At 66.4% G+C, this 26138-nt stretch carries 23 protein-coding genes; 13 read left to right on the top strand and 10 right to left on the bottom strand.

Annotated elements, in window-relative coordinates:
• Positions 1–483: a phosphotransferase family protein gene (locus tag AW273_RS05865; protein ID WP_232327098.1), complete on the bottom strand. Its 483-nt coding sequence runs from the start codon at positions 481–483 to the stop codon at positions 1–3.
• A gap of 120 nt (positions 484–603) precedes the next feature.
• Between AW273_RS05865 and AW273_RS05860 the strand changes: the two genes are divergently transcribed.
• From AW273_RS05860 to AW273_RS05850, 4 genes are all read left to right on the top strand, one after another.
• On the top strand, positions 604–2703 hold the full coding sequence (locus AW273_RS05860) for a M6 family metalloprotease domain-containing protein (RefSeq protein ID WP_062345961.1): 2100 nt from the start codon (positions 604–606) through the stop codon (positions 2701–2703).
• Between the two features lie 185 nt (positions 2704–2888).
• Complete coding sequence (locus AW273_RS05855) at positions 2889–3239, top strand: hypothetical protein (protein ID WP_062345959.1); 351 nt, start codon at positions 2889–2891, stop codon at positions 3237–3239.
• Positions 3236–3715: a helix-turn-helix domain-containing protein gene (locus AW273_RS36015; protein WP_083949529.1), complete on the top strand. Its 480-nt coding sequence runs from the start codon at positions 3236–3238 to the stop codon at positions 3713–3715. The genes AW273_RS05855 and AW273_RS36015 overlap by 4 nt, the downstream gene beginning before the upstream one ends.
• The gene (locus AW273_RS05850) at positions 3715–4152 is read left to right on the top strand and encodes a hypothetical protein (protein WP_062345957.1); all 438 of its coding nucleotides are present in this window, start codon (positions 3715–3717) and stop codon (positions 4150–4152) included. Before AW273_RS36015 ends, AW273_RS05850 begins: the two co-directional genes overlap by 1 nt.
• Here the strand turns inward: AW273_RS05850 and AW273_RS05845 are convergent, their stop codons facing one another.
• Positions 4153–4992: a helix-turn-helix transcriptional regulator gene (locus tag AW273_RS05845; RefSeq protein WP_062345955.1), complete on the bottom strand. Its 840-nt coding sequence runs from the start codon at positions 4990–4992 to the stop codon at positions 4153–4155.
• Positions 4993–5062: 70 nt separating this feature from the next.
• Here AW273_RS05845 and AW273_RS05840 point away from each other — a divergent pair, with 70 nt between their 5' ends.
• Entirely contained in the window at positions 5063–6397 is a 1335-nt protein-coding gene (locus AW273_RS05840) for an MFS transporter (protein ID WP_083949528.1), read from the top strand.
• Here AW273_RS05840 and AW273_RS05835 read toward each other — a convergent pair.
• Positions 6394–7287, bottom strand: coding sequence for a GNAT family N-acetyltransferase (locus AW273_RS05835; protein ID WP_062345953.1), 894 nt, complete (start codon positions 7285–7287; stop codon positions 6394–6396). The genes AW273_RS05840 and AW273_RS05835 overlap by 4 nt on opposite strands.
• Before the next feature lie 56 nt (positions 7288–7343).
• Between AW273_RS05835 and AW273_RS05830 the strand changes: the two genes are divergently transcribed.
• Together AW273_RS05830 and AW273_RS05825 are read left to right on the top strand one after the other, a co-directional pair.
• Positions 7344–8372 (top strand): LacI family DNA-binding transcriptional regulator, encoded by a 1029-nt coding sequence (locus AW273_RS05830; protein WP_062345951.1) that lies wholly within the window; start codon positions 7344–7346, stop codon positions 8370–8372.
• 115 nt (positions 8373–8487) lie between these two features.
• Entirely contained in the window at positions 8488–10359 is a 1872-nt protein-coding gene (locus AW273_RS05825) for a ricin-type beta-trefoil lectin domain protein (RefSeq protein WP_198168018.1), read from the top strand.
• Positions 10360–10563: 204 nt separating this feature from the next.
• Here the strand turns inward: AW273_RS05825 and AW273_RS05820 are convergent, their stop codons facing one another.
• Positions 10564–11520 (bottom strand): hypothetical protein, encoded by a 957-nt coding sequence (locus AW273_RS05820; RefSeq protein WP_062345949.1) that lies wholly within the window; start codon positions 11518–11520, stop codon positions 10564–10566.
• A 62-nt stretch (positions 11521–11582) separates the two neighbouring features.
• Complete coding sequence (locus AW273_RS05815; protein WP_062345947.1) at positions 11583–12119, bottom strand: RICIN domain-containing protein; 537 nt, start codon at positions 12117–12119, stop codon at positions 11583–11585.
• A gap of 266 nt (positions 12120–12385) precedes the next feature.
• On the opposite strand from AW273_RS05815, the gene AW273_RS05810 reads away from it, so the two are divergent.
• A complete protein-coding gene (locus tag AW273_RS05810; RefSeq protein WP_062345945.1) occupies positions 12386–12793 on the top strand; it encodes a hypothetical protein in 408 nt (135 codons plus the stop codon).
• Here the strand turns inward: AW273_RS05810 and AW273_RS05805 are convergent.
• The gene (locus tag AW273_RS05805; protein WP_062345943.1) at positions 12744–13610 is read right to left on the bottom strand and encodes a helix-turn-helix domain-containing protein; all 867 of its coding nucleotides are present in this window, start codon (positions 13608–13610) and stop codon (positions 12744–12746) included. The genes AW273_RS05810 and AW273_RS05805 overlap by 50 nt on opposite strands.
• On the opposite strand from AW273_RS05805, the gene AW273_RS05800 reads away from it, so the two are divergent.
• Positions 13534–14688, top strand: a complete 1155-nt coding sequence (locus AW273_RS05800) for an SDR family oxidoreductase (RefSeq protein ID WP_439648616.1) — start codon at positions 13534–13536, stop codon at positions 14686–14688. The genes AW273_RS05805 and AW273_RS05800 overlap by 77 nt on opposite strands.
• 128 nt (positions 14689–14816) lie before the next feature.
• Here AW273_RS05800 and AW273_RS05795 read toward each other — a convergent pair whose 3' ends face one another.
• The gene (locus tag AW273_RS05795) at positions 14817–16670 is read right to left on the bottom strand and encodes a hypothetical protein (RefSeq protein ID WP_062345939.1); all 1854 of its coding nucleotides are present in this window, start codon (positions 16668–16670) and stop codon (positions 14817–14819) included.
• Between the two features lie 1289 nt (positions 16671–17959).
• Between AW273_RS05795 and AW273_RS05790 the strand changes: the two genes are divergently transcribed.
• From AW273_RS05790 to AW273_RS05785, 3 genes are all read left to right on the top strand, one after another.
• Positions 17960–18562 (top strand): aldo/keto reductase, encoded by a 603-nt coding sequence (locus AW273_RS05790; protein ID WP_369409027.1) that lies wholly within the window; start codon positions 17960–17962, stop codon positions 18560–18562.
• Positions 18563–19026: 464 nt separating this feature from the next.
• Complete coding sequence (locus tag AW273_RS36990) at positions 19027–20406, top strand: hypothetical protein (protein ID WP_157555586.1); 1380 nt, start codon at positions 19027–19029, stop codon at positions 20404–20406.
• A 154-nt stretch (positions 20407–20560) separates the two neighbouring features.
• On the top strand, positions 20561–21559 hold the full coding sequence (locus AW273_RS05785; RefSeq protein WP_232327096.1) for an aldo/keto reductase: 999 nt from the start codon (positions 20561–20563) through the stop codon (positions 21557–21559).
• Between the two features lie 425 nt (positions 21560–21984).
• Here the strand turns inward: AW273_RS05785 and AW273_RS36985 are convergent, their stop codons facing one another.
• Positions 21985–22326: a hypothetical protein gene (locus AW273_RS36985; RefSeq protein ID WP_157555585.1), complete on the bottom strand. Its 342-nt coding sequence runs from the start codon at positions 22324–22326 to the stop codon at positions 21985–21987.
• Positions 22323–22535: a hypothetical protein gene (locus tag AW273_RS05780; protein WP_062345935.1), complete on the bottom strand. Its 213-nt coding sequence runs from the start codon at positions 22533–22535 to the stop codon at positions 22323–22325. Before AW273_RS05780 ends, AW273_RS36985 begins: the two co-directional genes overlap by 4 nt.
• Before the next feature lie 313 nt (positions 22536–22848).
• On the opposite strand from AW273_RS05780, the gene AW273_RS05775 reads away from it, so the two are divergent.
• On the top strand, positions 22849–24054 hold the full coding sequence (locus AW273_RS05775; RefSeq protein WP_198168016.1) for a helix-turn-helix domain-containing protein: 1206 nt from the start codon (positions 22849–22851) through the stop codon (positions 24052–24054).
• 300 nt (positions 24055–24354) lie between these two features.
• Here the strand turns inward: AW273_RS05775 and AW273_RS05770 are convergent, their stop codons facing one another.
• Positions 24355–25806 carry a replication initiator gene (locus AW273_RS05770; protein WP_063909846.1) on the bottom strand — a complete coding sequence of 484 codons (1452 nt, stop codon included), beginning with the start codon at positions 25804–25806 and terminating at the stop codon, positions 24355–24357.
• Positions 25807–26138: the final 332 nt, after the last annotated feature.

The raw sequence follows: 26138 nt of genomic DNA, 5'->3' as shown, positions 1-26138 counted from the left end.
TCAGAGATCATTCACGGTGTCGCACAGGATCGTCCAGCCGAACGCGTCGTCGTCGCCCATGTGGGGCAGCGAGAACCTGCGCGCCTCCTCCGCGACGTCGTTGAGCCGCCAGCGCAGCCGATAGAGGTCGAGCGGCCACAGGTCGCGCTCGGGGTGGCTGATCAGGGCGGTGTCCCAGTCGATGAGCCGCCGGCCGTCGCGGGTGCGCATCGTGTTCCCCGGATGGGGCTCGCCGTGCGTGAGCACCATCCGGTCACGCAGCTTCAGCGCGTCGTGGACGAGGGCGTCGTACCGCCGGAACCGGGTTTCGAGCACCCCGGCACGGCTCGCGAGCAGGTCGGCGGCGCGTTCCCCGAACGGGCCCTCCCCGGGGGTGAAGGCCAGCGCCGCGTCCCGGCCCGGAATGACGGGCGACCGGTGCACCTCGCGGACCATGCGGAGGGTCGCGGCCCGTATTCGAGGCCCGTTGTGTGCAGATTCCATGACTCCGCGATCACAGTCCGGAGAAGATCGGCTGGGAGTTCCCGGGGAGGCGTGAGATGACACGAGTAGTAACAGAGTGACGGTTGATCCCCCAAACGGGCTTATATAACGTGACATTTTATGAAACGCCCCCTCAGGCTGCTGGTCGCGGCAGCGCTGCTCGCACCCCTCGCCTTAACGAACGCCACCCAAGCGTTCGCCGCTGAACCCCTCCCCGACACGGAGACCCCGTGGCGGTACGACCACTGGCCCCAGACCCAGCCCTGGCAGCAGGACGAGCCTGTCGCCATGGCGCGGAAGCTCGGCGGTCTCTCGGAGATGCCGAAGCCGATCGACCCGCAGAACTGGGAGAACCCCGACCACATGACGTGGTCGGACTACAAGAAGCCCCCGGGCACCAACTGGAACGACCCCAGCGTGAAGGGCAGCGACCGCACCTTCAAGGGCGCCCTGGTCCTGCTCGACTACCCGAACCAGCCGTTCGTCGTGACGCAGCCGCAGGGCTCGACGGTGTTCAAGAACCCGTCGGCGCAGGCCCACGACGTCCCGCGTGAGCAGGTCGCCAAGTTCTACCAGGACTTCCTGAACACCCCGAACGACCTGAACAAGGGCCACACCATCCACGAGTACTGGATGGAGGACTCGGGCGGCCGCATCGGCGTCGAGCTCACCGGCTTCGGCCCCTACCTGATGCCGGGCAAGGACCACGAGTACGCGCTGGAGTACCAGCGCAACGCCTGCCCGGCCGGCGACACCTGCAACAAGAACCTGCGCACCGACGGCAACACCGCGTGGCTCAACGCCGTCGGCCCGGAGGTCGCCGACCAGTTCGACTTCGTCTTCTACCTGAGCGCCGGTCAGGACGAGTCGTCGACCTGGCAGGAGTTCGGGATGATGAAGTTCCCGACCAAGGAGGACGTGACCGACGAGTTCGGTCCCGAAGACCCCGCCCTGCCCAACTGGTCGGCCACCCGCTACGTCGACTGGACCTCCTGGCAGGCCGGCTCGACCTTCTGGCCGAACGCCCGCTTCGGCGTCGACTCGGTCCAGGCCGAGAGTTCGGGCATGGGCGTGTACGCCCACGAGCTGTCGCACATCTTCGGCATCGCCGACAACTACAACAACCCCTACGGGGTTCCGGTACGCCGGGCGTACACCGGCATCTGGGAGATGCTCAGCCGGGGCAGCTTCAACGGCCCCGGCGGCCCGCACAGCCGCTGGCTGATCCCCCCGACCGGCGGCGGCTCGATGGGCGCCCAGCACATGCTGCGCAACAAGATCAAGCTGAACATGGTCGACGAGCAGAACGTGCTGCGCCTCAACCGCGATCAGCTCGACGAGTCGGGCCTGGTCGTCGCCGACGTGACCGCGCGCGTCGTCCAGCCGGGCCCGCAGGGCCTGTCGGGCATCAACATCGCCTTCCAGACCGGCGACAAGTCGCCCGCCTGCCAGTGGCAGACCAACCCGCTGTGCGACGGCGGCAACTACAACAACTACACCGTCGAGGTCGTCGACCGCATGGGCGCCGACTCGTTCACCCCCGACTCGGGCGTCCTGCTGGCCAAGACCAAGGACCAGGACTCCGCGCCGTTCGAGTGGGTCGTCGACGCCAACCCGCAGGACATCGGCATGACCGACTACGTCCTGCCCGACGGCACCGCCGTCCCGATCACGATCGGCGACTACCGCCAGCTCTCGGACGCCCTGTTCAAGGCCGGCGCCGACTCGGGCTCGGAGTACGAGTTCAAGGACGAGGCCAACCGCCTGCACTTCTACGTCCTGGACCTCAAGCGCGCCAAGGACGGCACCCTGTCGTACAAGGTGGCCGTGCGCTCGCTCGACGGCTCGGGCCCGCAGAAGCGCGGCGTCCGCGTGCTCCCCGCCGCCGGGGTCACCCTGGGCGACGGCATGGCGACCTGCAAGTTCCAGCTGATGAACACGGGCAAGACGGCGGCCTCGACCGCCGCGCACCCCGAGGACGTCTCGGCCTACACCAAGAGCGACGTGTACCGCCTCTCGACCACGGTCGACGGCAAGGGCTGGTCGGTCAACGTGCCGAACTTCCTGACCTCGGCCGAGTTCGGCAAGAAGGTGACGGTGCCGGTCCACGCGATCCGCGCCAAGGGCGGCAGCCTGCTGGGCACGGTCAAGCTGACCGCGACGTCGGAGAGCGACCCGACGAAGACCGCCACGGCGACCTGCCTGGCCGTCGGCCGGTAGCCATCCGCTGAACCGAGAACCGGGCGGCCCCTCTCCCCAGGGGCCGCCCTTTCGTTTCCACGCCCTTCGGAGGAATCCGGGATCCGCCCTCCAGAGTGTGTCAATACGGATACTCTCTGTGCCGCTACAGACTGTTGCCCTGCCCTGACTGTGGACGCATCTACTACGAGAGAGGCCCCGCCCGGATGATCGAGGCCGCCAGAACCAGGGCCGGCGAGTGCCGGGCGGACGACTTCCTCAGGCGCTTGGAGGAGTCGCGGCAGCCCAAGGACGCCGCCCGGCTCGCGGACGTTCTCATCCGCATGGAACGGTATGCCGTGACCGGCTCTTTGGCCGTGCCAAGGGAACTCAACAATCTGCGTGACGGCATTCGTGAGATCAAAGCAGGCGACGTTCGCTTACCCTTCTTCGAAGTACCGGGATCGGCCGCCGACGCCGTCCGGCTCACCAGTGGATTCATCAAGCAGTCCTGGCGGGCGCCACGAAAGTACATAGACGAAGCGATCTGGGTCAGAACGGAGGATTTGGCGTCATGAGCCTCTACGAGCGGTTCGCCGGGACGGTGCGCGGCGCACACGCACTGGCGGCGGCACGGCTCCGCCATGAAGTTCTGAGCGCCCTTCATCAGGCACTTTACCTGTCAGGGCTGGCACAGACCGACGTCGCGGAGAAACTCGGCATCCGCCGGTCGGCGGTCAATCAGGTATTCCGCGGCGATGGAAATCTCCGCGTCAACACCATTGCGGATTATCTCCACGCGATGGGCTTCGAACTGGACGTCCGACTGACACCGGCCGGCGAACCGCGCCAGGCCGCACTCGAACAGCGTGAGGTCAGACCTGCCGTTCCCGACTGGCGGGTTCGCGCTCCACGACCGCTGTATTCGGATGCGCTCACGCCCTGCGTGAGAACGGAGACGCCGGCACGCGTCCTATGGGAATCAACCACTGAGATCCCGGTGAATCCCACCGCCGGCCAGAGCGCCTCCCTTGAGTTGCGAATGGTGAGCTGATGGAGGCGTTTCTCCTTCTCGCCGATGCCGCGAACAGCGACACGTCGTCAAGCAAGGTCAACATGCTGGGGGCCGGATGGTCGATAACCGGGCCCGCACCTCAAGCAGCCGCCATCACAGGTTTTCTACGGGTGGCCTGGGACGAAGCCCGTGATGACATCAGTTTCACTCTGCGCCTGTTCGACGGCGCAGGAGAAAGTGTGCGGCCGTTCGCCGACAACGACCGGCCGCTTCATTTCAAAGGCACCTTCACCCTGCCAGATGACGAGCCCGCCGACTCGACGGCTAAGCAGATTCCGCTGAATTTCGCATTTTCCATTGCGATTCCACCGCTCCCGCTCCAGCCGGGCGGCGTCTACAGGTGGGTGCTGGAAGCTCAAGGCGCCGACGTCGCGTGGGTCGCTTTCGCGGTACGTCCGGAGAAGCCCGCTCCGTGATCAGTGGTCGTGGTCGAGGCCCGGCTTGTGCTCATAGAGCCATTCCACGTGCCTCCGGCTCTCCTCGTCGGCCGGCGTGTACACCACGATCCGCGACTCCGCCGGCGCCCCCAGCGCCAGGCTCGTGCTGATCAGGTTCAGCAGCCCCACGGCGGGATGCTTCATGATTTTGGTCCGCGTCCACGACCGTGCCACGTCGTGCGCCGCCCACATCCGGGCGAACTCCGCGCTCTCCACCGTCAGCCGGTCGATGAAGGTCGTCCACGCCGGTTCGCGCAGGTGCCGTCCGTACGCCGCGCGGAAGGTGGCCACCATCTGCGGCAGTTCCTCCTCGCGGTTCATCATCACCGCGCAGCAGCCCGGCCCGTTCAGCATCTGCCACAACGCGTTCCGCTCGCACCGGGGCACCGTGACCAGCCGGCAGAACAGCGCCGCGTAGGCCTCGTTCCAGGCCAGCAGGTCGTAGCGCGCGTTGTAGACCGCGGCGGGAAGAGGGGCGAGGCCGTCGAGGATGTCGCGGACCGCCGGGTCGAGGTCGGCCACGTCGGGGTCGCCGGCCGCTCCCCCGGGCACGTCGGCCAGGCGGTAGAGGTGTTCGCGTTCGGTCGCGTCGAGGTGGAGGGTGCGGGCGACCGCGTCGAGGACCTGGCCCGAGACGTTGATCGGGCGGCCCTGTTCGAGCCACGTGTACCAGGTCACGCCGACTCCGGCCAGTTGCGCCACCTCTTCGCGGCGCAGGCCGGGGGTGCGGCGGCGGGTGCCGGGCGGGAGGCCGACGTCGGCCGGGGAGATGCGGGAGCGGCGGTTCTTCAGGAAGGCGGCGAGTTCGTGGCGGACCATGGTGGTAGCCCCAATACCAGGATAAGCAGGCTCTTAGTAACTGGATAAGCGCAACGCCACCATACAGGGCATGTCCCTCGTCGAAACCCGGTCGCGTCCCCTGCTGGGGCTCATCCTGACCGGTCAGTTCATGGCGATCCTCGACGTGTCGATCGTGAATGTCGCCGCCCCCACCATCCAGGCCGATCTCGCGGCGTCCGGAGCCGAGCTCCAGTTGATCGTCGCGGGATACACGATCGCGTACGCGATGCTGCTCGTCACCGGCGCCCGGCTCGGCGGGCGGTCGGGGTACCGCCGGTGGTTCCTCGCCGGGCTCGCCGTGTTCACCGTGGCGTCGCTGCTGTGCGGGATCGCGCCCGGGGCGGCCGCCCTCGTCGCCTTCCGGCTGCTTCAGGGCGCGGGAGCCGCCCTGATGGTGCCGCAGGTGCTCAGTCTCATCCAGGTCGCCGTTCCGCAGGCGGGGCGCGCCCGCGCGCTGGGGATCTACGCCGCCGTCATCTCCCTCGCGGCGGTCGGCGGGCAGATCCTCGGCGGCCTGCTCGTCACGCTCGACCTGTTCGGCACCTCGTGGCGGCCGATCTTCCTGGTCAACGTGCCCATCGGGCTGGTGCTGCTCTGGCTCGGGGCCAGGAACCTGCCCGCCGACGAGCCCCGGCCGGGCCGGGGGCTCGACCTGCCGGGGCTGCTCACCCTGTCTCTGGCGACGAGCCTGGTCGTGGTCCCGCTCGTGCTCGAACGCGGCTGGGCGGTCATGATCGCGGGCGGGCTCGTCTTCGCCGGGTTCGTGGTGATCCAGCGCAGGGTCGCGCATCCGCTCATCCCCGGTCACCTGCTCAGGGTTCCCGGGCTCGTGGCGGCGGGGGTCGCGATCTTCGGGGTGATGGCCGTGTACGGCGGATTCCTGTTCTCCAACGCCCTGCACCTGCAGAACGACCTCCGCGACTCCCCGATCCGGGCGGGGCTGACCTTCGTCCCGATGGCGGCGGCGTTCGCGCTGGTGAGCCTCAACTGGAAGCGGGTCCCCGCCCGGCTGCACCGGCGCCTGATCGTCTCGTCCTCGGTGGTCGTGGCGCTCGGACTGGTCGCGCTGGCCGCGGTGTTCTCCGGCGGCGGGCACGGGCTGCCGTACCTGCTGATCGTGCTGGCGGTGATCGGGGCCGGGATGGCGGGGGCGTTCAGCCCGCTCATGACGGTCGCGCTCGCCCGGGTGGCGCCCGCCGACGCGCCGGACGCGAGCGGCCTGCTCGCCATGATGTTGCAACTGGGACAGGTCGTGGGGGTCGCCGCGTTCGGGACGTTGTTCCTGAGCAGCGGGTCGATCTCGATCACGATGGTGTGCCTGGCCGCGACCGCGTTCGCGTCCGCCGTCGCGGCCAGCGCGACCAGCCCGAGCGCCACCCGCTAGAGCCGGGCCCGCCAGATGTCGAGGGCCATGTAGGGCCGCATGCCCATCGACGTGTACAGGCCCAGGGCTGGCGTCACGTTGTTGGTGTCGACGTCGAGGATGGTGCCGACCCGCCCGCGCCGGAAGTCGGCGGCGAAGGCCCGGCTGAGCAGCAGTTTGCCGAGGCCCCTGCCGCGGTGGGCGGGCAGCACCGCCAGCCGCTGGACGTAGCCGCAGTTCTCGTCGGGCACGAAGTTGTCGGTCCCCATGAGGGCCGCGGCCGGCTTGCCGTGCACGCGGGCCAGCAGCATCTGGCCCCAGTCGGTGGAGCCGGCGGCCCGGCGCGACTCGTACCACTCGTCGTAGGTGCGCTCGTAGGCGCCGAAGTGCTCGGCGAAGCCGACTTCCAGCACGTGGTGGACGTCGCGGAGCACGCTCTCCTTGTCCGGGGCCCCGGCCTCGACGGTCACGCCGGGCAGGAACAGCACTTCGGGCTGCTCGTGGTGGTCGACGCGCATGCGGTGGAAGGTCGTCGCGTAGGTGAAGCCGCGCGACTCGACGGCCTGCCGCTGGGCGGTGTCCTGGGCGTACACCCCGATCTCGGCGGTGACCCCGCTGAAGCGGCCCAGGACCCGCTCCCACAACGCCTCGGCCGCGGTGGTGGTCCGGGCGCGGACGTCGAGCATGACCTCGTCGCTGCGGCCCTTGCGCATCGCCTGGCCGAAGCCGGTCAGGCGGCCGTCCTCGAAGCAGAGCCAGCCGTCGGTCGCCGGGTCGAAGTCGGGGTCGGCGAGCAGGTCGGCGATGTCGTCGAGGGTGGAGTCGGGCCGCCCGACCACGATCGTGTCGAGTTCGGCGATCAGGTCGTGGATCGCCTGGGCGTCCGCCGGTTTGGGCCGCGTGAGTTCCATGGCTCTTTTATAGGATTGCCCGCTTGTCGGCGGCTTGTGGATTCATTGGAGACGGTATGGCCAGAGACAGGGCGACGGTCCGCGACGTCGCGGCGGCGACCGGGTTGTCCATCGCCACCGTCTCCCGGGTGCTCAACGGGCAGGCCAACGTGGCGCCGCACACGCGTGAGCTGGTGCTCGCCGCCGTCGGCCGCCTCGGCGACCAGGCGCCCCGGCCGCGCGCCGAGCAGGCGGCCGGGGCGGTGTTCGTGCGCTGCCCCTATCTGCTGACCGACTACTTCGGCCTCATCGTGTCGTCGGTCGCCGAGACCATCGACCTGCACGGCCGCCAGATGATCCTGAACGCGGGCGAGGCCGCCCAGCCGGCCGAGACGCTCGGCGCCCTGCCGGGCCGCTCAGGGATCGCGGGCGCGATCCTGATCCTGCCTCCGGAAGAGCCTTCCGTTCTGGTACGGCTTCGCGACCGCGCCTTCCCCTTCGTCGTCGTCGACCCCCGCACCCCGCCCGCCAAGGACATGGCCGCCGTGTCGGCCGCCCACTTCGCCGGGGGCCGGGCCGTGATGGCCCACCTGGTGGGCCTGGGCCACCGCCGGGTCGGCATCATCGGCGGCCCGGTCGAGTGGCTGGCCGCCGAGGCCCGCCTGGCCGGTTACACCGCCGCGCTGGCGGGCGCGGGCGTGCTGCCGGCTCCGGAGCTGATCCGGGCGGTCGTCGAGCCCAACACCCGCAACGGCCACCGCGCGGCGGCCGAACTGCTCGACCTGCCCGAGCGGCCGACGGCGCTGGTGGCGTTCAACGACAAGATGGCCGTCGGCGCGATGTGGGCCGCCGCCGAGCGCGGCCTGTCGATCCCGGGCGACCTGTCGATCGCCGGTTTCGACGACATCGACGTCAGCCGCGCGACGACCCCGGCCCTGACCACCGTGCGTCAGCCGCTGCAGGAGATGGGCCGGACGGCGGTCACCCTGCTCATGCGGATCCTCGGCCGGCAGGCCGTCGAGGCGCTGCACGTGTCGCTGGGGGCCGAGCTGGTCGTGCGGGGATCCACTGGACCGGTCCCGCCTGTTCCACTTGTTTCACACTGACCTTGACAGGTTTTCCCGTGCGTGTTGTGCTGTGGCGCACAGCAAGGTTTCTTTCCTGTTTCATTTGTTACATGGTCCGTCAGCCGGCGTCCCGCGGACCGCGAAAGGAATCACGGTGTTACCTCCCCTTCGCCGGGCCGTCGCGATCGGCGCCGCCCTCGTGACCACCGCGGCCCTGATGACGGCCACTCCCGCCGCGTACGCCGCCAACGAGACCGTCAACGTCTGGCTCACCACCACCTCCGACGGCGGCGGCCGGAACGTCACGCGCGGCCTCCAGCAGCAGTCGCCCGTCAACTTCAGCACCACCGCCGGTGGGGCCACCCACACGATCACGGTGAACGAGAACACGACCTACCAGACCTTCGAGGGCGGCGGCGCGTCGATCACCGACACCACCGCCCACCTGTTCCGCGGCGGCGCGATCAGCGCGGCCACCCGCGACGCGGTGATGCGCCGCCTGTTCCACCCCGTCGACGGCATCGGCCTGTCGTTCGTGCGCAACCCGATCGGGGCCTCTGACCTGTCCCGGCCGGGCAACGTCTCCCTCGACGACACCTGCTGCAACCTCAACGACTTCGGCGCCAACGGCTACGACACCAACGTGCGCCTGCTCACCCAGGAGGCCAAGCAGCTCAACCCGCAACTGCGGGTGAAGGGAGTGCCGTGGAGCGCCCCCGGCTGGATGAAGGACAACGGCCGGATGGACCAGATGGGCTGGCTGCGCTCGGAGTACTACTCGATGTACGCCCAGTACTTCGTCAAGTACATCCAGAGCTACCAGGCCATCGGCGTGCCGGTCGACTACGTCTCGGTCCAGAACGAGCCGAACTGCTGCCAGGCGGGCAACCCGACCGCGATGAACTACCCCGGCATGAGCTGGAACTCCTCCGGCCTGGTCGAACTGACCAAGAACCACATCTACCCGGCGTTCCGCGCGGCCGGCATCACCACCAAGGTGATGGTGCACGACTGGAACTACGGCGACTACAACCAGATCGGCGCCGGCCTGCTGGCCGACCCGGCGGTGCGCAACGACCCGCTGTTCGCCGGCATCGCCTGGCACGGCTACTTCGGCGACCCGAACGTCGGCACCCAGGTGCACAACCAGTACCCGAACGTGAACCAGTTCTCGACCGAGCACTCGGGCGGCACCTGGATCGGCAACCAGCACAACGAAGACATGTCGGACATCGTGAACTACACCCGTAACTGGTCGAAGAGCATCGTGAAGTGGTCGCTCGCCCTCAACCAGTCGATGGGCCCGCACAACGGCGGCTGCGACGTCTGCACCGGCCTGGTCACCGTCCAGGAGGGCGGCGCCCGCGCCGGCCAGGTCGACAACACGATCGAGTACTACACGACCGGCCACCTGACCAAGTTCGTCAAGCCCGGCGCCGCCCGCATCGACTCGACCGCCAACGGCACCGTCCAGAACGTCGCCTGGAAGAACACCGACGGCACCAAGGCCCTGATCGCGCACAACGGCACCACCTCGTCGCAGTCGGTGCGCGTCAACTGGGGCGACCAGGCCTTCACCTACACCCTCCCGGCCCGGACCACCGCGACCTTCACGTGGACCGGCGTCCAGAGCGGCGGCGGAGGCGGCACCACCGGCCAGATCACCGGCCTGGGCGGCAAATGCGTCGACGTCGCCGGGGCCAGCACGGCCAACGGCGCGGCCGTGCAGCTCTACACCTGCAACGGCACCGCCGCCCAGCAGTGGACCCGCCCCGGCGACGGCACCATCCGCGCCTTCGGCAAGTGCCTCGACGTGACCGGCCAGAGCACCGCCAACGGCGCCCAGCTCCAGTTGTGGACGTGCGGCGGGACGGCCAACCAGCAGTGGACGTACACGTCGGGCCGGGACCTGGTGAACCCGGTGTCCGGCAAGTGCGTCGACGCGACGGGCAACTCCAGCGCCGACGGGACCAGGCTGCAGATCTGGACCTGCACGGGCGCGGCCAACCAGAAGTGGAACGCATAGCCATCTGCAGGGGAGTGAAGGGGTGGCCGGACCTCGGGGGGTCCGGCCATCTTCGTGTCCCGGTCGGTCGTCTCGGCTGCTCATGGCCGGGCCTTCCGGAGCTACTCGTCGACCGCCGCTCCCCGCGCGGCCGGTTGGCTCCGGATGCGGCGGGAGGCCGGGGCGGCGGGCGGTGCCGGGGTGGGCGGGAGCCGTAACGGAGAATCAGGGTGTTACGTGCGGTTTGCCGTTGCCCTTGAAGAAGATGCCGGGGAAGCCGGCGGTCTCGAAGCCGAGGCTCGGGTTGTCGCGGAGCCTGGACCTCGTGATGTGCAGGGTGCCGGTGTTGTCGTTGCTGACGAAGAAGATGGCGCCGCCGCCCTCGTTGGCGCGGTTGTTCTGGATGGTCGAGCCGCTGATCTTGACGGTGAAGCGGTTGCCGTCCATGTAGAGCGCGCCGCCGCTGCCGCCGCCCGGTTTGCCGCTGCGGGCCGGGTTCGCGCCCGAGCCGGTCGCGCGGTTGCCGGTGAAGACGCTGTCGACGACCACCCACGAGACGCCGATGCTGCTCAGCGCGCCGCCGTTGGCGCAGGCGCCGTTGGTGAAGCGGCTCTTCCTGACCGTGACGGGCAGGTCCTTGTACTGGTCGAGCACGCGGATGGCCGCGCCGCCCAGGTCGGGGCCGCTCGCCTCGCAGCGGTTGCGGGTGAAGGCGGCGTTGCTGACCGACAGGCGCCCGCCCCGGACGAAGACCGCGCCACCGCCGCCGCCCTCGGCGCGCCGGCCGGTCGAGTTGCCGTCGGCGAAGCCGATGTTCTTGATCGTCAGCCGGGGGGTGGCCTGGTCCTGGCAGTGGGAGGTGGTCCAGATCTGGGCCCGGTCGCAGGTGTTCATGTAGAGGATGCGGCGTTTGCCCATGCCGCTGAGGGTGACCTTGCCGCCGCCGTCGATGACGACGTCGCGGCTGGTGTTGCGGACCTTCGCGGTGGCGGTCATCTTGATCGTGACCGGCTTCGGGCCGCAGTCGAAGCGGATGGTGCCGCCCTTCGCCACGGCGTTCACGACCGCCTGGGAGGTGCAGCTCGCGGGGGTTCCCTTGCCGACGACCTGGACGGCCGCCGCCTGGGCCGGAGCCGCCGGGAGCACGGAGGCGAGCAGGACGGCGGGGAGCAGGAGACGCATCTGGCGAACGTTACTCCTGGGATGTTCCGGCGTGAAACGGCACGTTCCACGCCGGAACCGGCCTACCACCAGGTGTTGTTGCCTCTGGCCAGCCGCCAGAGCCGGTCGGTGGAGTTCTGGTCGGCGTCGAGGTAGAGCGAGTCACGGCTCCCCCCGGCCTCCCACGTCGCGATCGTGATCGCCAGGCCCGGGTTCAGCCGGGGCCGGAAGCTCCCCCACCCGGTCGGCGTGTCGGCGTAGGTCTCCTCGGCCCGCCGCGACCAGTCCTGCAACTTCGACCCGTCGCAGGTGCGGATGACGAGGGGGTCGCCGGCCACCGGGTTCGCCGTGCCCGGCTGCAGGCACTTGTTGGCCAGTTCGTTCTTGAAGACGGTGTAGCCGTCGGACCGCTCGTCGACCGTCCAGCGCGCGGTGGTGTACTGCCAGGCCGGCGACCGCAGGCTGATCACCCGGGCGCCTTCGGCGGTGCCGTTGTCGGCCACCGCGAGGCGGCTGCCGTCCATCCGGTTGTAGACGCGGATGTCGGTGGTGTGGTCGGCGTACGCCGGACTCGCGGCTCCCAGCAGACATACCACCGCGATCGGCACGATGCTTCGCACAGTCGGCTTCCCCTTTCCCAGGCGGACGCCCTTCCGGCTCCACTTATACACACCCTCCGCCGGATACCGTCGGACCTGGGATTTTCCGCACGCCCGGACGCCACCGGATGACCCCGGACGGCCACGGATATCGCCGGAATTTCCTCGCCATATCCGCACATCGGCTCACCGATTGAAAATCAGTAATCAATGGTGCATGCCATCACGACAGGTATTACTCTCACAATTGCCACGGTTATCACCGCGTCCAGAAACGGATCCCCCCAATGCGTGATGAGCTCGCCGGCAAGGCCTCCCGAGACCTGCTCCGCGACACGTCGGTCGGCCTGCGGGTCGACGCCGGCAACCCGTCACTCAAAGAGGTCGAGAAGGCCGCCGCGGCCCTGTGCGCGGAGGAAGACCACGCGGGCTGGGTGCGGTTACCCGACTCGACCCTGTCCGACTACCTGTCGGGGCGGCGCGACGTGCTGCCCGACTGGCGGTTCATCCACACCTTCGTGGTGGTGTGCCACCGGCTGGCGATCGCCAACGGACTCGACCCCGAGCCGCTGCGTGATCTGAAGGCGACGTTCGGGGCGTTGTGGAAGGCGGCCAAGCACAAGGAGAAGGGGTCGCTGACGGTGATCACTCCGCTTCCGTACCGCCAGTACGACATCCTGGAGCCGACGATCTGATCGGCGTCACCGTGGCGGAGGCCAGCAGGGCGAGTTTCTCCGCGCCGTCGGTGCCCGGCTCGGGATGGTAGATCACGAGCATCAGGCCGTCCGTCCCGCTGATGGCCAGCTTCTCCCGGTCGAGCCGCAGCTCCCCCACCTGGGGATGGTGGAAGGTAAGGGTGGCGCCGAGCCGCCCGGCGACGTCGTGGCGTCCCCACAACCGGCGGAAGTGCTCACTGGCCAGGGAGAGCTCCCCCACGAGCTCGATGGACCGGGGATCGTCGATGTCGGCGCCGACCGACCGGCGGAACCCCGCGAGCAGCACCGCGGAAGCCCGCTCCCAGTCGGGGAACAGCGCCTGCTCGGCCGGATCGAGGAAGACGTCGCGCAGCCGGTTCCCGCCTGTCCTCAGCCTCGGTGACAACGCCGTGGCGAGCGTGTTGGCGGCGAGCACGTCGAGGTAACGGCCCTCGACGAACGCGGGATAGGGAAGTGAGGTCACCAGCCGCGCGGTACTGGCCGGCACGACCTCCTTCCGGGGCCGCCGCCGGGCCCGGCGGGACTTCTCCTCGGCGAGCCCGAGGAGGTAGGAGTCGTCGTCGAGCCGCAGCACCCGGGCGATCGACCGCAGCACCTGCGCCGAGGGATGGCGGTCGCGGCCCTGCTCCAGCCGCAGGTAGTACTCGGCGCTGATCCCCGCGAGCATCGCGACCTCCTCGCGCCGCAGGCCCGGCACCCGCCGCGTGCCCAGTGAGGGGATGCCCGCCTGCTCCGGGGTCACGAGTTCGCGCCGGGCCCGGAGGTATTCGCCCAGCAGATTCGGCTCGACGGTCATGCCTCCACGGTATTCGGGGTGGCCGGATGCCTGCCTGTCCCTGTCACTACCAGTGCCGGGAGGGACCTGGCTGCGCCGGAGCCGGGCGGCGGACGATGCGGCCATGACTCGCCAACGTGTTCTCGTGACCGGCGGATCCGGCTTCATCGCCGGACACTGCATCCTCCAGCTTCTCGACCGGGGCTACTCCGTCCGCACCACCGTGCGGTCGACGACCAAGGAAGGCGCCGTACGCGCGGTGCTCACCGACAACGACGATCTCACCTTCGTCGAGGCCGACCTGCTGTCCGACGACGGCTGGGCCGCCGCCGTCGCCGGCGTCGACTTCGTTCTCCACGTGGCCTCCCCGGTGCACCTCGGGAACGTGGACGACGAGAACACCGTGATCGCCCCCGCCCGCGAGGGCACGCTGCGCGTGTTGCGCGCCGCCCGTGACGCCGGGGTCAGGCGGGTCGTGCTCACCTCGGCCTTCCACGCCGCCGGCTTCGGCCACCCGCCCACCGACCACACCTTCACCGAGGACGACTGGTCCGTCCTCGACGGCCCCGGCATGGACGCCTACGGCCGGGCCAAAACGCTCGCCGAGCGGGCCGCCTGGGACTTCGCGGCAGAGGCGTCGACGGAACTGGTCACCCTCCTGCCGGTCGCGGTGATGGGACCGATCATGGGCGGCGAGATCTCCGGCGCCAACCACCTCGTCCGGCTCCTCCTGGACGGGCGGCTGCCCGGCTCCCCCGGCATGCAGATCCCGATCGTCGACGTGCGCGACGTCGCCGAGGCCCATGTGCTGGCCATGACGGAAGGGGCCGCCGCGGGCCACCGGTTCCTCCTGTCCAGCGGCCCGGCCATCACGGTGCGGCGGATCGGCGCCCTGCTGAGCGCCCACCTGGAAAAGTGCGCTCCCGACCTGGCCGCCCGGATCGCCGCCGTGTTCCCGCCCGACGCCGCCCCGCCCGAGCAGGCCAAGAAGGTCTCCAGCGAGAAGGCGCGCCGGGTTCTGGGGTGGCGGCCACGCGCCTCGGAGGAGGCCGTCACGGCGGGCGCGGACAGCATGATCCGGAGACTTCTTGTGCCCTAGTCCGGCAGGACCAGAACGACAAGGGCCTGTCGCGCGAGCACGTCATGGCCGCTTGAAAGGATCGCGTGAAGTCCGAGCGCGGGCCGCGCCCCCGGGTGCGGGGCGCGGCCGCGTCGGTTCTCCCGTGCCTACTTCTTCGGCACGTACAGCCGGATGTTGTCGATGCGGGCCTGGCCCTCACCGACGTTCGTGTACGGCTCACCGATGACGAAGTAGTCGGGGTAGGCCGAGCCGGCCGGCCACTGGTCGTCCCACGTCTTGGAGCCGAACGCGCCCCGCGCGGTGTGCGACGTGTTGAACTGGCCGTCGTACTCCTCGGCGTCCACGTTGTAGTGGAAGATCGGGACGTTCGCCCCGACCACGCCGGCGTCGTCGTCGATGAAGCCCCGGGTGAACCGGTAGGTCTGCTTGCCGACGTTCTTGAAGACGCCGCTCACCTCGAGCGTGTAACCCGCCTCGGTGCGCTCGATGGCGAACGTGTAGTCCTTGTGGGGCATCAGCTCGGGCTGCAGTTCCACGGCCGACTTCTGCACGCCGGAAACCGGCCGACGGTCGCAGCTCGTCACGAACGTCTGCGACTGACCGAGCGAACCCGTGAAGTAGAGCATGTTCACCGTGGTGCGGTTGCTCTGGTCCCAGGGGTACTTCTCACCGGTCAGCGAGTTGCAGACGTCGTAGCCGTTCGTGTTCCGGGACGGGGCCGGGCTGAACTGGTCCATGAGCACCTTGCGGTGCCAGTGGTACATCGCCAGGTTCCGGGGCATCGCCGGGAAGTCCAGGATCGACATGAAGTGGAAGGCGTTGTACGCCTCGTTGCTGTCCTCCCGCACGGAGCGGGTGGCGCAGGGGTCGGCCGGGTCGATGTCGTTCGGGTCGCCGACCCAGGGGTAGAACGTCTTGCACTCCCCGAGGGTGTACCCGTTGTACTTGCCGTCGTAGAACAGCGAGCCGTTACGCAAACCGCCGAAGTCGAGCGTCTTGAGGTCGTACTCGATCCGGTAGTACTTCGGCAGCGGCTCGGTGTTGCGGATGATCGCGCCACCTGTGTAGTGAGGCACGGTGATCTTGGCGACGGCGCCTGCGGTCTCCAGCTTCTCCGTCTTGATCGACGGACGCTCGGCAGTGTCGGTGTAGCTGTCGTCGACCCGGCCGCCGCTCTCACGCGCGGAGAGGGACGCCGTGAGCCAGCCGTCCTTGCCGAACTCGGTCTCCTGCCGGTAGGTCCGCATGGTCGCCATCGACGCGTCGAACTCGGGACCGAGCTGAAGGCGGTAGAGGTCGCCGTTGTCGTCGTTGAAGTCGTCGACCGGCTCGCTGTAGTCGTCGAGCACCCAGGGGCTGGCCTCAGTGCGGATCTTCTTCTCGAACCGCTCGTCATACTTGAGCTTCCAGCGCGTGGGCGTGGGTTCCGGCTCGGGATCGGCGGCCGCGCACGGCGGGGTCACGCCGTCGTCGTCCTGGATGATCGTCAACTTCACGTTGTGCAAGGTCACCCCGGTCGTGCCCGCCTCGACGCGGAAGTCGGCGCCGCCGTTCTCGCGGTTGGCGAACCGGGCGTCCATCAGCTCGAAGCCCGCCGTCTTCCACGTGTTCGACCCGGTGCGGTTCACCGAACCCGTCGAGCCGTAAGCGCTGCCGGTCGAGTCGTACTGGACGCGGAACGTGGCCCCGCCCTCGTCGAAGTACTCGACCTGCAGGCACGCGACGTACGCGCCGTCGAAGGCGACCGCGTCGTCGACCTGGAAATACATGTGCTGCGCCGGCGCCGACGTCTGCACGGTCCTGCGTGCGCTCCGCCCGCCGACCGTCACGGGCGCGGTCGTGCCGTCGCCCTGCTCGATCTGGCGGAGACCGCTCTCCTCGTTGACCTCGCCTAAGACGATCGAGGCGATGGGCCCCTCCGCGGCGGCCGACGTCGCGGCGGTCGGCGTCGCGTTGAGGAGCAGAGACGCCCCCAGGGTGACCACGCTCAGGGCCGCCACGGCGGAGCGACGTCCACGATTGCGAGTTGTTGCTTTCAATGCGCTTCCTTTTCCGTTGAACAAGGCGTCCGTTCATGCCGCTCCGGGCCTCGGGACCGCGCGTGCGGTGCGGCCCTCGTCACGGGCGCCGATGTGCGCTGGTTCGGTTCACTCGTCGGTCGCGCTCGCGCGCGGTAACTCCTTCCCGCCACCATCGGTGAGCAGGTGCCGGGAGTTCGGGCGAGACGTACGCGTCACCCGGGCGTGGTGGAGGTCCAGTACTTGTAGCTCGGTCGGGATGGTCGATCGTGTCCTTCTCCAGGACGCCGGACTCGAGCAGGGATGCGGCGGAGCGGTGGGCCGCGCTGACGGCGACATGGGAGACGGCTGCCGGATCGTACGGGCCCGCACCCGCCGTGCCGGCGGACGCCACCGTTTCCAGCAGCTCGAACACCCTAATCGTATTCGACGACCTCCTCGTCGCCGGCATTCCTGTCGTCACCATTCGAATAACTCGAATCCTCTTCGATTTTCTACCTGACCACAGCCTCGATAAATATGAGACACCTTGTCAAGGGTTTCGATTCATGGACTTTCCCCGGGCATTCGAGAATGTCGAATCGACGGTTCGTCTCGACACCGGCGTGGACCGTGGACGGTCGCGGGGTACCGCGACGAATGGTTACGCCGCTTGTCGCAGGGGGAGTCAGACCTGCGCCGCACGTCGAGCACGAGCCCGGGTCACCGGCAGGCTGTGTTCAGGCGCACGCTTGCCCATGCCGCACCAGCCGCGTTTTCAATGGCCGATTTCCAAGTAAATCCGAAGGGCCTTGCATTGATTATGGAAGGTCTCCGGATCGCTGTGCAGCGGGATCTCCCGCGTGACAATAAAGTCTTTTTGCGACCTCTATCAGCAGAACCCTTCGGAGGTCGCGGAGACGTGGCGCAAGGCGACGCAGTGATCATCTCGGCGCAGCTGATGGGCCCGTCCAAGCGAAATCCTTCGGCCAGCCCTGAGCCACACCGCACGCCCGATCCCTGAATGCGAGGAGGATGGGCGTGGCGGGCGTAGAAGTCGTTGCCGTCTTCTCGATGGTCGGTATTTCCAGCGGCCTGCCGTCGAGTTGCACCGTCCGGCGGATGAATGTCTGTCCTTGCGGCATGCACAGGTCCAGGGACCTCGCCCGCGGTCGCCGCGGCGTTCGTCGACCAAGATCTGGCGATCTCCGGGCAACCCGGAGATGAGGCCATGGGCCCCTGCATCGCGGCGCTGACCACGATCTAGGGTCGAACTTATGGAATACGTACGTTTGGGACGAACAGGACTCAAGGTCAGCCGGATCTGCCTCGGCATGATGAGCTACGGCCAACCCAGTGAGGCCGCGAGCTGGATCCTCCCTGAACCCCAGTCAGAACCCCTCGTCCGCCAGGCCGTCGAAGCAGGCATCACCTTCTTCGACACCGCCGACGTCTACTCGGCCGGCGCCTCCGAAGTCGTCACCGGCAACCTGCTCAGGAAGTTCTTCGACCGCCGAGACGACTACGTCCTGGCGACGAAGGTCTTCTTCCCCGTCCACCAGGGCCACAACGACAAGGGCCTGTCCCGCAAGCACATCATGGCCGCCGTCGACGACTCCCTCACCCGATTGGGCACCGACTTCGTCGACCTCTACCAGATCCACCGCTGGGACGACGAAACCCCCATCGAAGAGACGATGGAAGCGCTGCACGACGTGGTGAAGTCAGGCAAAGCGCGGTACATCGGCGCCTCCAGCATGCGGGCCTGGCAGTTCGCCAAGGCCCAGCACGTCGCCGAGGTCAACGGCTGGACGAAGTTCGTCTCGATGCAGAACCACTACAACAAGTATTTCATCTCGCGCGGGAAGATGAACGTCACCTTAGCATCGCCCTGATCGCCTCGACGAGACGACGAAGGCCGGTTGAGCTGCTGCAATGCTCCCAGCCACACCGCCTGAGGCCAGGTTCGCAAGCCTAAAGATCTTCGGGCAAGCCCGATCGGCGACGAGTTTCTCTACAAGGTCAAGGCGGCCCGCCTACGGCGTGCCGCAGGGCGGTCAAAGACAGGCTCCTGGAGCTTCGACCCGTGGGGGCTACGCAGTTATAGCCGGTCCTGGACCGGACTATCAGCGAGCCATACTAAACAGCACCTTGACAAACGGGACCAAAGTCAATCTGAAGACTAAAGCACTCATATGCATCTTTATATTCGCGAAAGTGTGCGATATGTCCACATCTAGAGCACGGCCGACCCTTATCCCTTATAATTCCCATCCAGGCCGACCCGTCGAGTGATGAGAACGAACTCCCATTCACCACTTCCCGGTACCGTAATTCACTCAAATAAAGGAGCACTTGAATGACTACTGAACATTCCGACGTCGATCCATTTTTCATATTTATTGGAAATGTTGACCGAGAATCTGCGACCGGGAAGCTAAAAAGTACCGGAGTTAAGTACGTAAAGAAGATGCTCGAGTCAAGCCCAGAAAACTGGCTAACAATTGATGAGCAGCTCACAAAGCCCGGACTCCTTGGCGCGCTCGTAAAGCTCACGGCATCCACATGCGAACTACTCGTGCGCGAGAACTACTCCATCCCTGCACTGAAAATACTAAGATCTCTGCAAACCATAAGCCATGCCATCTACATTCATGACGGGGTATTCTCGGACGAGTCTAACATCACGACAAGATTGGGAGTTCCACACAATATAACAAACATCTTTGGGGAGGAGGAGAGAATAATACTCTGGCAGGATGAACAAGTCCTCCGCGCCGTATCGGCCGATGTGAGAGAAAAGGTTCGGTCCCTGCTCCGCGAGTATGACCTCACCATAGTTCCATACAAAACAAATGCTGAGCTTTCCGTTCTAGTAGCCAAGTTTGTTGAACAACACGATAAACGACTGCTGTTCCGTATCTATATTCCGTCAGGAAGACTATGGGCAGGAGAAGCGAGCAAGCTACTCGAACTCTTCCGCAACTGGCTTGCCCAAATAAAGGGACAGCGAGTTCGCCTTGGCGGATATACGACCAGCAACGGAGAAGTTCACGAGTTCTATGGAGACGACTCTCTTCGAGGAGAAGGCCTAGCCGAAGAACTTCGAAATTTCTCGGACTTTCTTGAGATGTGTATAGAGAACCCAGAAAAGGCTGAGCAGCTTCTCGAAGAGAATAATGTACAACGCGCAACAGTCGCAGGAATCATAGCGCGCTACGCTCGAGAAGCTAGGCGACTTAACAGAGACCTACGCCATGAACGAGAAACGAGAGTCCTTGCCATACGACATCGGCTGGAGTCTGAACTTGAAGAGTGCGGTTCAGGCGCCCCAGACTCGAATATTGTCGATCAATTAATTCCGCTGCCATCTCGATTCACCGCCCCTCTAGCACTCGAGCTTTCCAAGACCACTCAGCCTGCTACAGGGCCCAGCATTGTAGTTAATCAGCAATTCTTCAATTCCGTACAAGGCATCGTCGCCCAAGAGGTCAGCGGCAATGCGAATCTCTCGCCCGATGCCGTCAAGCTCTTGGAGTTGGTTGCCAAACACGCAGAAGCAGATTCCATGCTTCTAGAATCCGCCGTTCATGAGATCGAAGATTCAGACGCAGAAGAAGAAGATCGCTTGACCGCAGCACAGAAGCTAAAGGGTTTTCTCTTCAAGTTCGGCGATAAGATCGGCGACGCTTCCTTGAGCCTGCTTCAGAAATACATCGAGAGCAAGATGGGCTTTTAGTGGCAATGCGAGAATAGAGATGAACGAATAGGATCCAAACTACCCCTCGGCCGGGCACCCAACTGAGTGATGAGATCATGCTTGTGAAAGAATGATGAGGTCGGATGGAATAGAGCCATCCTCTTCCGACTCTGGTCAGCGTCACTCACAGAGCATGGAGGTAGCGGTGCACATCAGGAGTCTCGGACAGGACATGCGGGTCTCAGCCATCGGCCTGGGCTGTATGGGCATGTCGCAGGGCTACGGCCCAAACCCTGGCTCCCGCAGGGACATGGTGGATATGATCCGGGCCGCCGTGGACGTCGGTGTGACGTTCCTTGACACTGCTGAGGTCTACGGTCCCTTTGTCAACGAAGAACTCGTCGGCGAGGCCATCGCCCCTATCCGTGATCGGGTCCAGTTGGCAACGAAGTTCGGCTGGGATATCCGGGGCGGCAAGTCTGTCGGTCTGAACTCACGCCCGGACCACATCAAAAAGGTCGCCGACGCGTGCTTGCAGCGTCTGGGAGTCGAGACGATCGACCTGTTCTATCAGCATCGGATTGACCCCAACGTCCCGATCGAAGATGTCGCCGGAACGATCGGTGAGTTGGTTCAGGCGGGCAAGGTCAAGCACTTCGGTCTGTCTGAGGTGAGAGCCGACACTCTCCGCAAGGCACACGCGATCTACCCCGTCACCGCAGTGCAGTCGGAATACTCACTGTGGACGCGAGACCCCGAGCCCGAGATCCTGCCCACCTGCGCGGAACTGGGCATCGGCTTCGTCCCGTTCAGTCCCCTCGGCCGCGGCTTCCTTACTGGGACTATCGACCCGAGCGTGTCCTTCCCGCAGGGCGACATGCGAGCCACGATCCCGCGTTTTGAGGCCGATAACATGTCGGCCAACCAGGCACTCGTCAACCACATCCGCGCCCTGGCCGAAGCCAAGAACGTCACTGCGGCCCAAGTCGCTCTGGCCTGGCTCCTGGCCCAGGCGCCATGGATCGTCCCGATCCCCGGAACCCGCTCGTTGTCCCGGCTCAAGGAGAATGCAGGCGCAACCGAGGTCGGTCTGTCCGCCGACGAACGAGCTGACCTCGACACATTGGCCGCCCGAGTAGGCGTGGCCGGTGACCGATATTCCGAAGCTCATATGAAGCTTGTCGGGCACTGACGATTCAGCCCGGGTAGCGGCAGTGCTCCGCGCCGCCGTAAGGCGGCCCTCCGCTCTGCCACTCGCCGGGCTGCGGCCTGGGGGCCGGTCCCGGCGGCGGCAGCTCTGGGCCGCTTCGCCGCACCGGCCGGCCGCCACACCGCGCGCACCCGCCGCACCCCGGAGCACTGCCGCTCTGAGTCGAGGGTGGGCCGGACAACACTTACCGGACCAGTGCTCAATGCGACCCACCCTCTGAACCTCCGAATCGGACCGAGCAAGCGGGGGCTATCACCCGGCGCTCCCCGTCCGCACCACGAGGAGCCGTGCCGATCCGGAGGAGTCATTGGAGATTGGCTGCCGCGCGGCTTCCGTTCCTCAGTCGCTTGCGCTCCCTGCGGTACGGGTCCACTTGCCATCGGGATAACCGAGACGATCGCCGACGATCATCCGGTGTTGGCCTGATCGGTAGCCGTGTTCAGCGGCCCCCAGAACGCACGGGAGTCCCCATAGATCGGCGGAACGGTGTGGCTCTCACGTGCCTTGACGTACTGGTCGCTGAGACGATGAGCGGCCCCAGTGACACTGTGCGCATAAGTGGCAAGCAGGTGACCTCGACGGCTGAGGCGAGGAGCCTGCCACCAGATCATCGCCCCATCGGAACGCGCGATCAGGCCATGCCAGATGCACACCGCCACCAAGCCGCCGTTGAGTTCGACGAGGTAACTGGGCACGTTACGTCTGGCCAGCTCAGCAACGAGGCGCTCTCCAGCAGCGTGGGCGTTCACCGACCCACCACCGAGCCGCCCGTGAGGTTGCCTCCAGCCATTTCGGCCGCGCGCATCCGGTTACGGAGATCATCGACGTTGACCGAGTCGACGATCACAGGGCATGCGGCGGGCCAGGCCGCGAACGCCCAGAACCGGCGACTGGCGACGCCATAGAAGACCACCCAGGCCGGTTCGACGAGGTCGAGACCCGCAGCCGTCGCCCTCATCGCCGCATCCCAGTCGGGTTCCCCGAGATCTGTCGCTACTCCCGGTGGACCGTTTATGTCCCGGTACCGTACGCCTCTAGCATGTTGCACGGGTCGCGCACCTCCAGATGTGCGATCAAGGATCCGCCCTTGTGTGCTCGCACTTGGGCGGGTCCGACTTTTCCGGCAATTGCGGCGGCAATGATCGTCTGCCACTTCCTCGGGATCTGCGGCAAGCATGTCTAGACTCGTAGTTGGATGACCACGGGTTCTTGTCCGCATGGCGTCCGCACACTGCGGACAAACAAATCCACCACTGATCGAGGAGCCGATCTTGGAGACATTCGGCGCAGCATTACGCCGTCTGCGTGGTGATTTCACAACTCGCGAACTCGCCCGCCGCGCCACCGTGTCCAAGAGCCACATTTCTGATTTGGAGACCGGCCGGCGCGCTCCCAGCGCTCAAGTAGCCGCAGCTCTCGACAAGGCGCTTTCCGCCAACGGCGAGTTACTCTCACTCTTCTCCCGATCGCTCTCCGCTGCACCGCATTACCAAGTGCCCGCAGAGCCGCCGCGAACGGCCGACTACGTCTCAGAGATCCGAGACACGAACCTCCACCTGATCGCCCTCGACTCACGGTACGGAGGAACCGGAATCGCGGACGTCGCGCTTCAGGCGTTCCGTTCCGCCAGGCGCACGATCGCGACCGGGGCACACAACGCCAACGAGACCGACCTCCAGGCCGCCGCAGGCGAGACCGGCGAGATCGCCGCATGGTGCCTGTACGACGGAGACCGGCTGGACGAGTCACGCGCCGTCACCCACGAGGCGATGTTCATGTCCAGGCTCGCGGGTGACCGGGCGATGGAACTCTTCTCGCTCTCCCATCTGGCCCTGGTCGACCTGCATCAGCGACACTCTCGCGAAGCCTTGCGCATCGCCGAGAGCGTCATGGATCCCGGAGTTGTCGCCCCCCGACTGGGAGCTCTCTTCAAGATCCGCGCAGCACGCGCGCTGGCCCAATCGGGAGACCGACGCCGATCACTCGAAACTCTCGCCCAGGCCGAGAGCGCGTTGCTCGACTCGGTGCATCCGCGTGATCCTCACTGGACGTGGTGGCTGGACTCCTCAGAAATGGCCGTGCAAAGAGGCCTGCTCTATCTGGAGTTGGGCGAATACTCGGCGGCGATGCCCCACCTCAACGACGCCGCGCACGGCCGGATACGCCGCGACCCCTACGCCCCGGCGAATGGCACGAGCATCACAGCGCACGGCGAGGAATGGGGCCGCGCGGCGTACAACGACCTGATTCATCTCTTCCTGGCGCTGGCGATGGCCAAGGCGTGGTCGGATGCCGAACCGATCGCCGCGACCGTCACCGAGTTCACCCGCGAAGTGGTGTCGGCTCGCAGTGAGGTGATGTTGAAGACGGCCGTCAGGCTCGTCTTCTCGGCAAGTCCTCAAGGGGGGCCATCAGGGAGCCTGCTCGATCTGTCGGAGGAGATCTGCCGCGCCCGAGCGTGGTCTGTCTCCCGGTAGGACCGTGGTGCGCCGGCTCTGTCAGCTAAATACGGGACTCATCTCCCGACTCCGGCCCGACGTATATTTCGACTCCTTGCGAATCCCAAGCGCGCGTATATCCGCCCACCGTGGCGCTGACTTCTATAACTCCTTCAGTCAGTCGAACCATACCTTGTTCGGTCCCGTCGAACCATTCAACCGTGATTATCTCGCCAGCGCGGAGTGAATACTCCCGCGCGGTCGGCTCAAACATTAGAACGATGTCGTAGTCGACTTCAATTTGAAAGCGCATGGGGTATTTTACCGGTGATCCATGTGTCAGTGGGAAGAAGTTTGGCCAGGATAGGGGGCTTCGCCGGCCCGCCACTCCCGCCGTTCGTTCTCTCGCTTGATGCGTCGAGCCGTCGACACCTGTTGCCGAGCGATCTCAGCCCAGAAGTGTTCGCCCTTGCCGTGACCGCTTCCCGCGTACCGCCACTGAGACATGGTCACCGTCTCCCGGTCGTCATCCACCAGCCCCAAGGACGCCCGAGCCATCGACGCCCGGTAGTCGGCGCGGACCTGGCGAAGAGCACCCAGGGTCGTCGAGTACTGGCGTGACTTGGTCGAGAAGTGGCCCCGGAAGCCGAGCATGTGCGCCCACTGTTTGAGTTGCAGGTGCTCGAAACCCGGCATCATCGATAGCGCCCAGCAGGTGTAGATCATCCTCCGAGCGTGCTCACTCACCTTGAGGTTCTCGATCTGTTCGGGCCGCCTCACCCGGCGATCGACGGTCCCGGCAGACTCTGCGCCTTTGGTCGCGTACTTGGCGATGTAGGCCGCCACCCGACCGTCTGTCATGCCGCCCAGCTCCGCACCGAGGTAGACAGGCTGCACGTCGAGTTGCCGACCCCAGCGGAGGACGACACGACGCCCCTCGTCTCCCCGTACTCCTGTCGAGGCGGTCACCTTCACCCGTTCGGCAGTTCGCCTGATCGCCTCATCCAGCAGTGGAACGGTCGCCCAGGTCGGTGGAGGATCACCGGGACCATCCGGGCCGTCGACCCGGATCACGGCATGGAAGTGCACCAGGCCGCGCGTCTGGTATTCGGCAACCTTGGCGTAGGACACCCGTAGGTTCCGCCGCAGTTCGGCTCGGGAAACTCCGCGCTGATGCGCAAGCGTGGTCAGCACGTCCCGCGTGAAACACCGCCACAGTTCCCCGGCATGGGCGTTCCACAGGACCGCGCCCGAGTAGTCGAAGCAGTCCGGGCAGATGGGCTGCCCCAGCCGAGTGTCATCCTCGCTGTGACGCACTCGGCACCCTTCTGGCCGCCCGTGCACACAAAGGGGATCGCCGCGCCGAGGACGGCACGACATAGCCTTGCCCGCCCGATCACGTCGGGAGTGCACCGGCCCGAAGGACGGAGCGGTGAAGGTGGCGAACACGCGGGGATGCCCGCTGACTTCCTCCGGTACGCCCTTGCCTCCCTGCAACCCGGAGATGATCAGGTGGAAGGTGTCATCCCGGTACACCTCTGAGCAGGCCGGACACCGGGAGGCCCGCCGGTTCCCACACGCGGTCAGCAGGTAGCCGGTGGGCTCGTCAGCCGTCCGATACGTCTCGACGATCTCACCGGTACGCGCGTCGGCCACGTACCGCTCACCATGCAGCCGGATCGGTTGGGCACACCCACCAGTGGCCTTGACCATCTGCCGCCAGCGCGGAAAGTCCGGCAGCGCCGCCCGTTCGGCAACGGCGTACATGTCGGCAGTGAACGGACTGGTCATGAGGCCATCGCCTCCCCGCCGGCAGACGGGGATGCAGGTTCGTCAACGTCGCCACTGATCTCGACACCGAGGATGCAGCCGATTCGCTGCCACTTCTGATCTGACCACCGGGGGCGTTCGGCGGCTTTCTTCCTGCCCCACTCACGAGCTGAGGTTGCAGGGCGCAAAGTCAAGCGGTGACCTCCTAACTCTCGAAGGAGTGGAGGCACGCCAGAAAGCAAGCTCACAGGTGGAGCCGTCGCCGCGCGCAGCAGTGCCCGCGCTGACGACAAGCCCCGACGAGTCGCTTCATCGAGAGTTATTTGGAGGCAATCATGTATTGGCTATTTGAC

The organism is Herbidospora yilanensis (genome assembly GCF_001570565.1).
In the GTDB taxonomy this organism is placed as follows: Bacteria; Actinomycetota; Actinomycetes; order Streptosporangiales; family Streptosporangiaceae; genus Herbidospora; species Herbidospora yilanensis.
The sequence above is the reverse complement of the archived record's forward strand: the minus strand, read 5'-3'. Positions and strand labels throughout refer to the sequence as shown.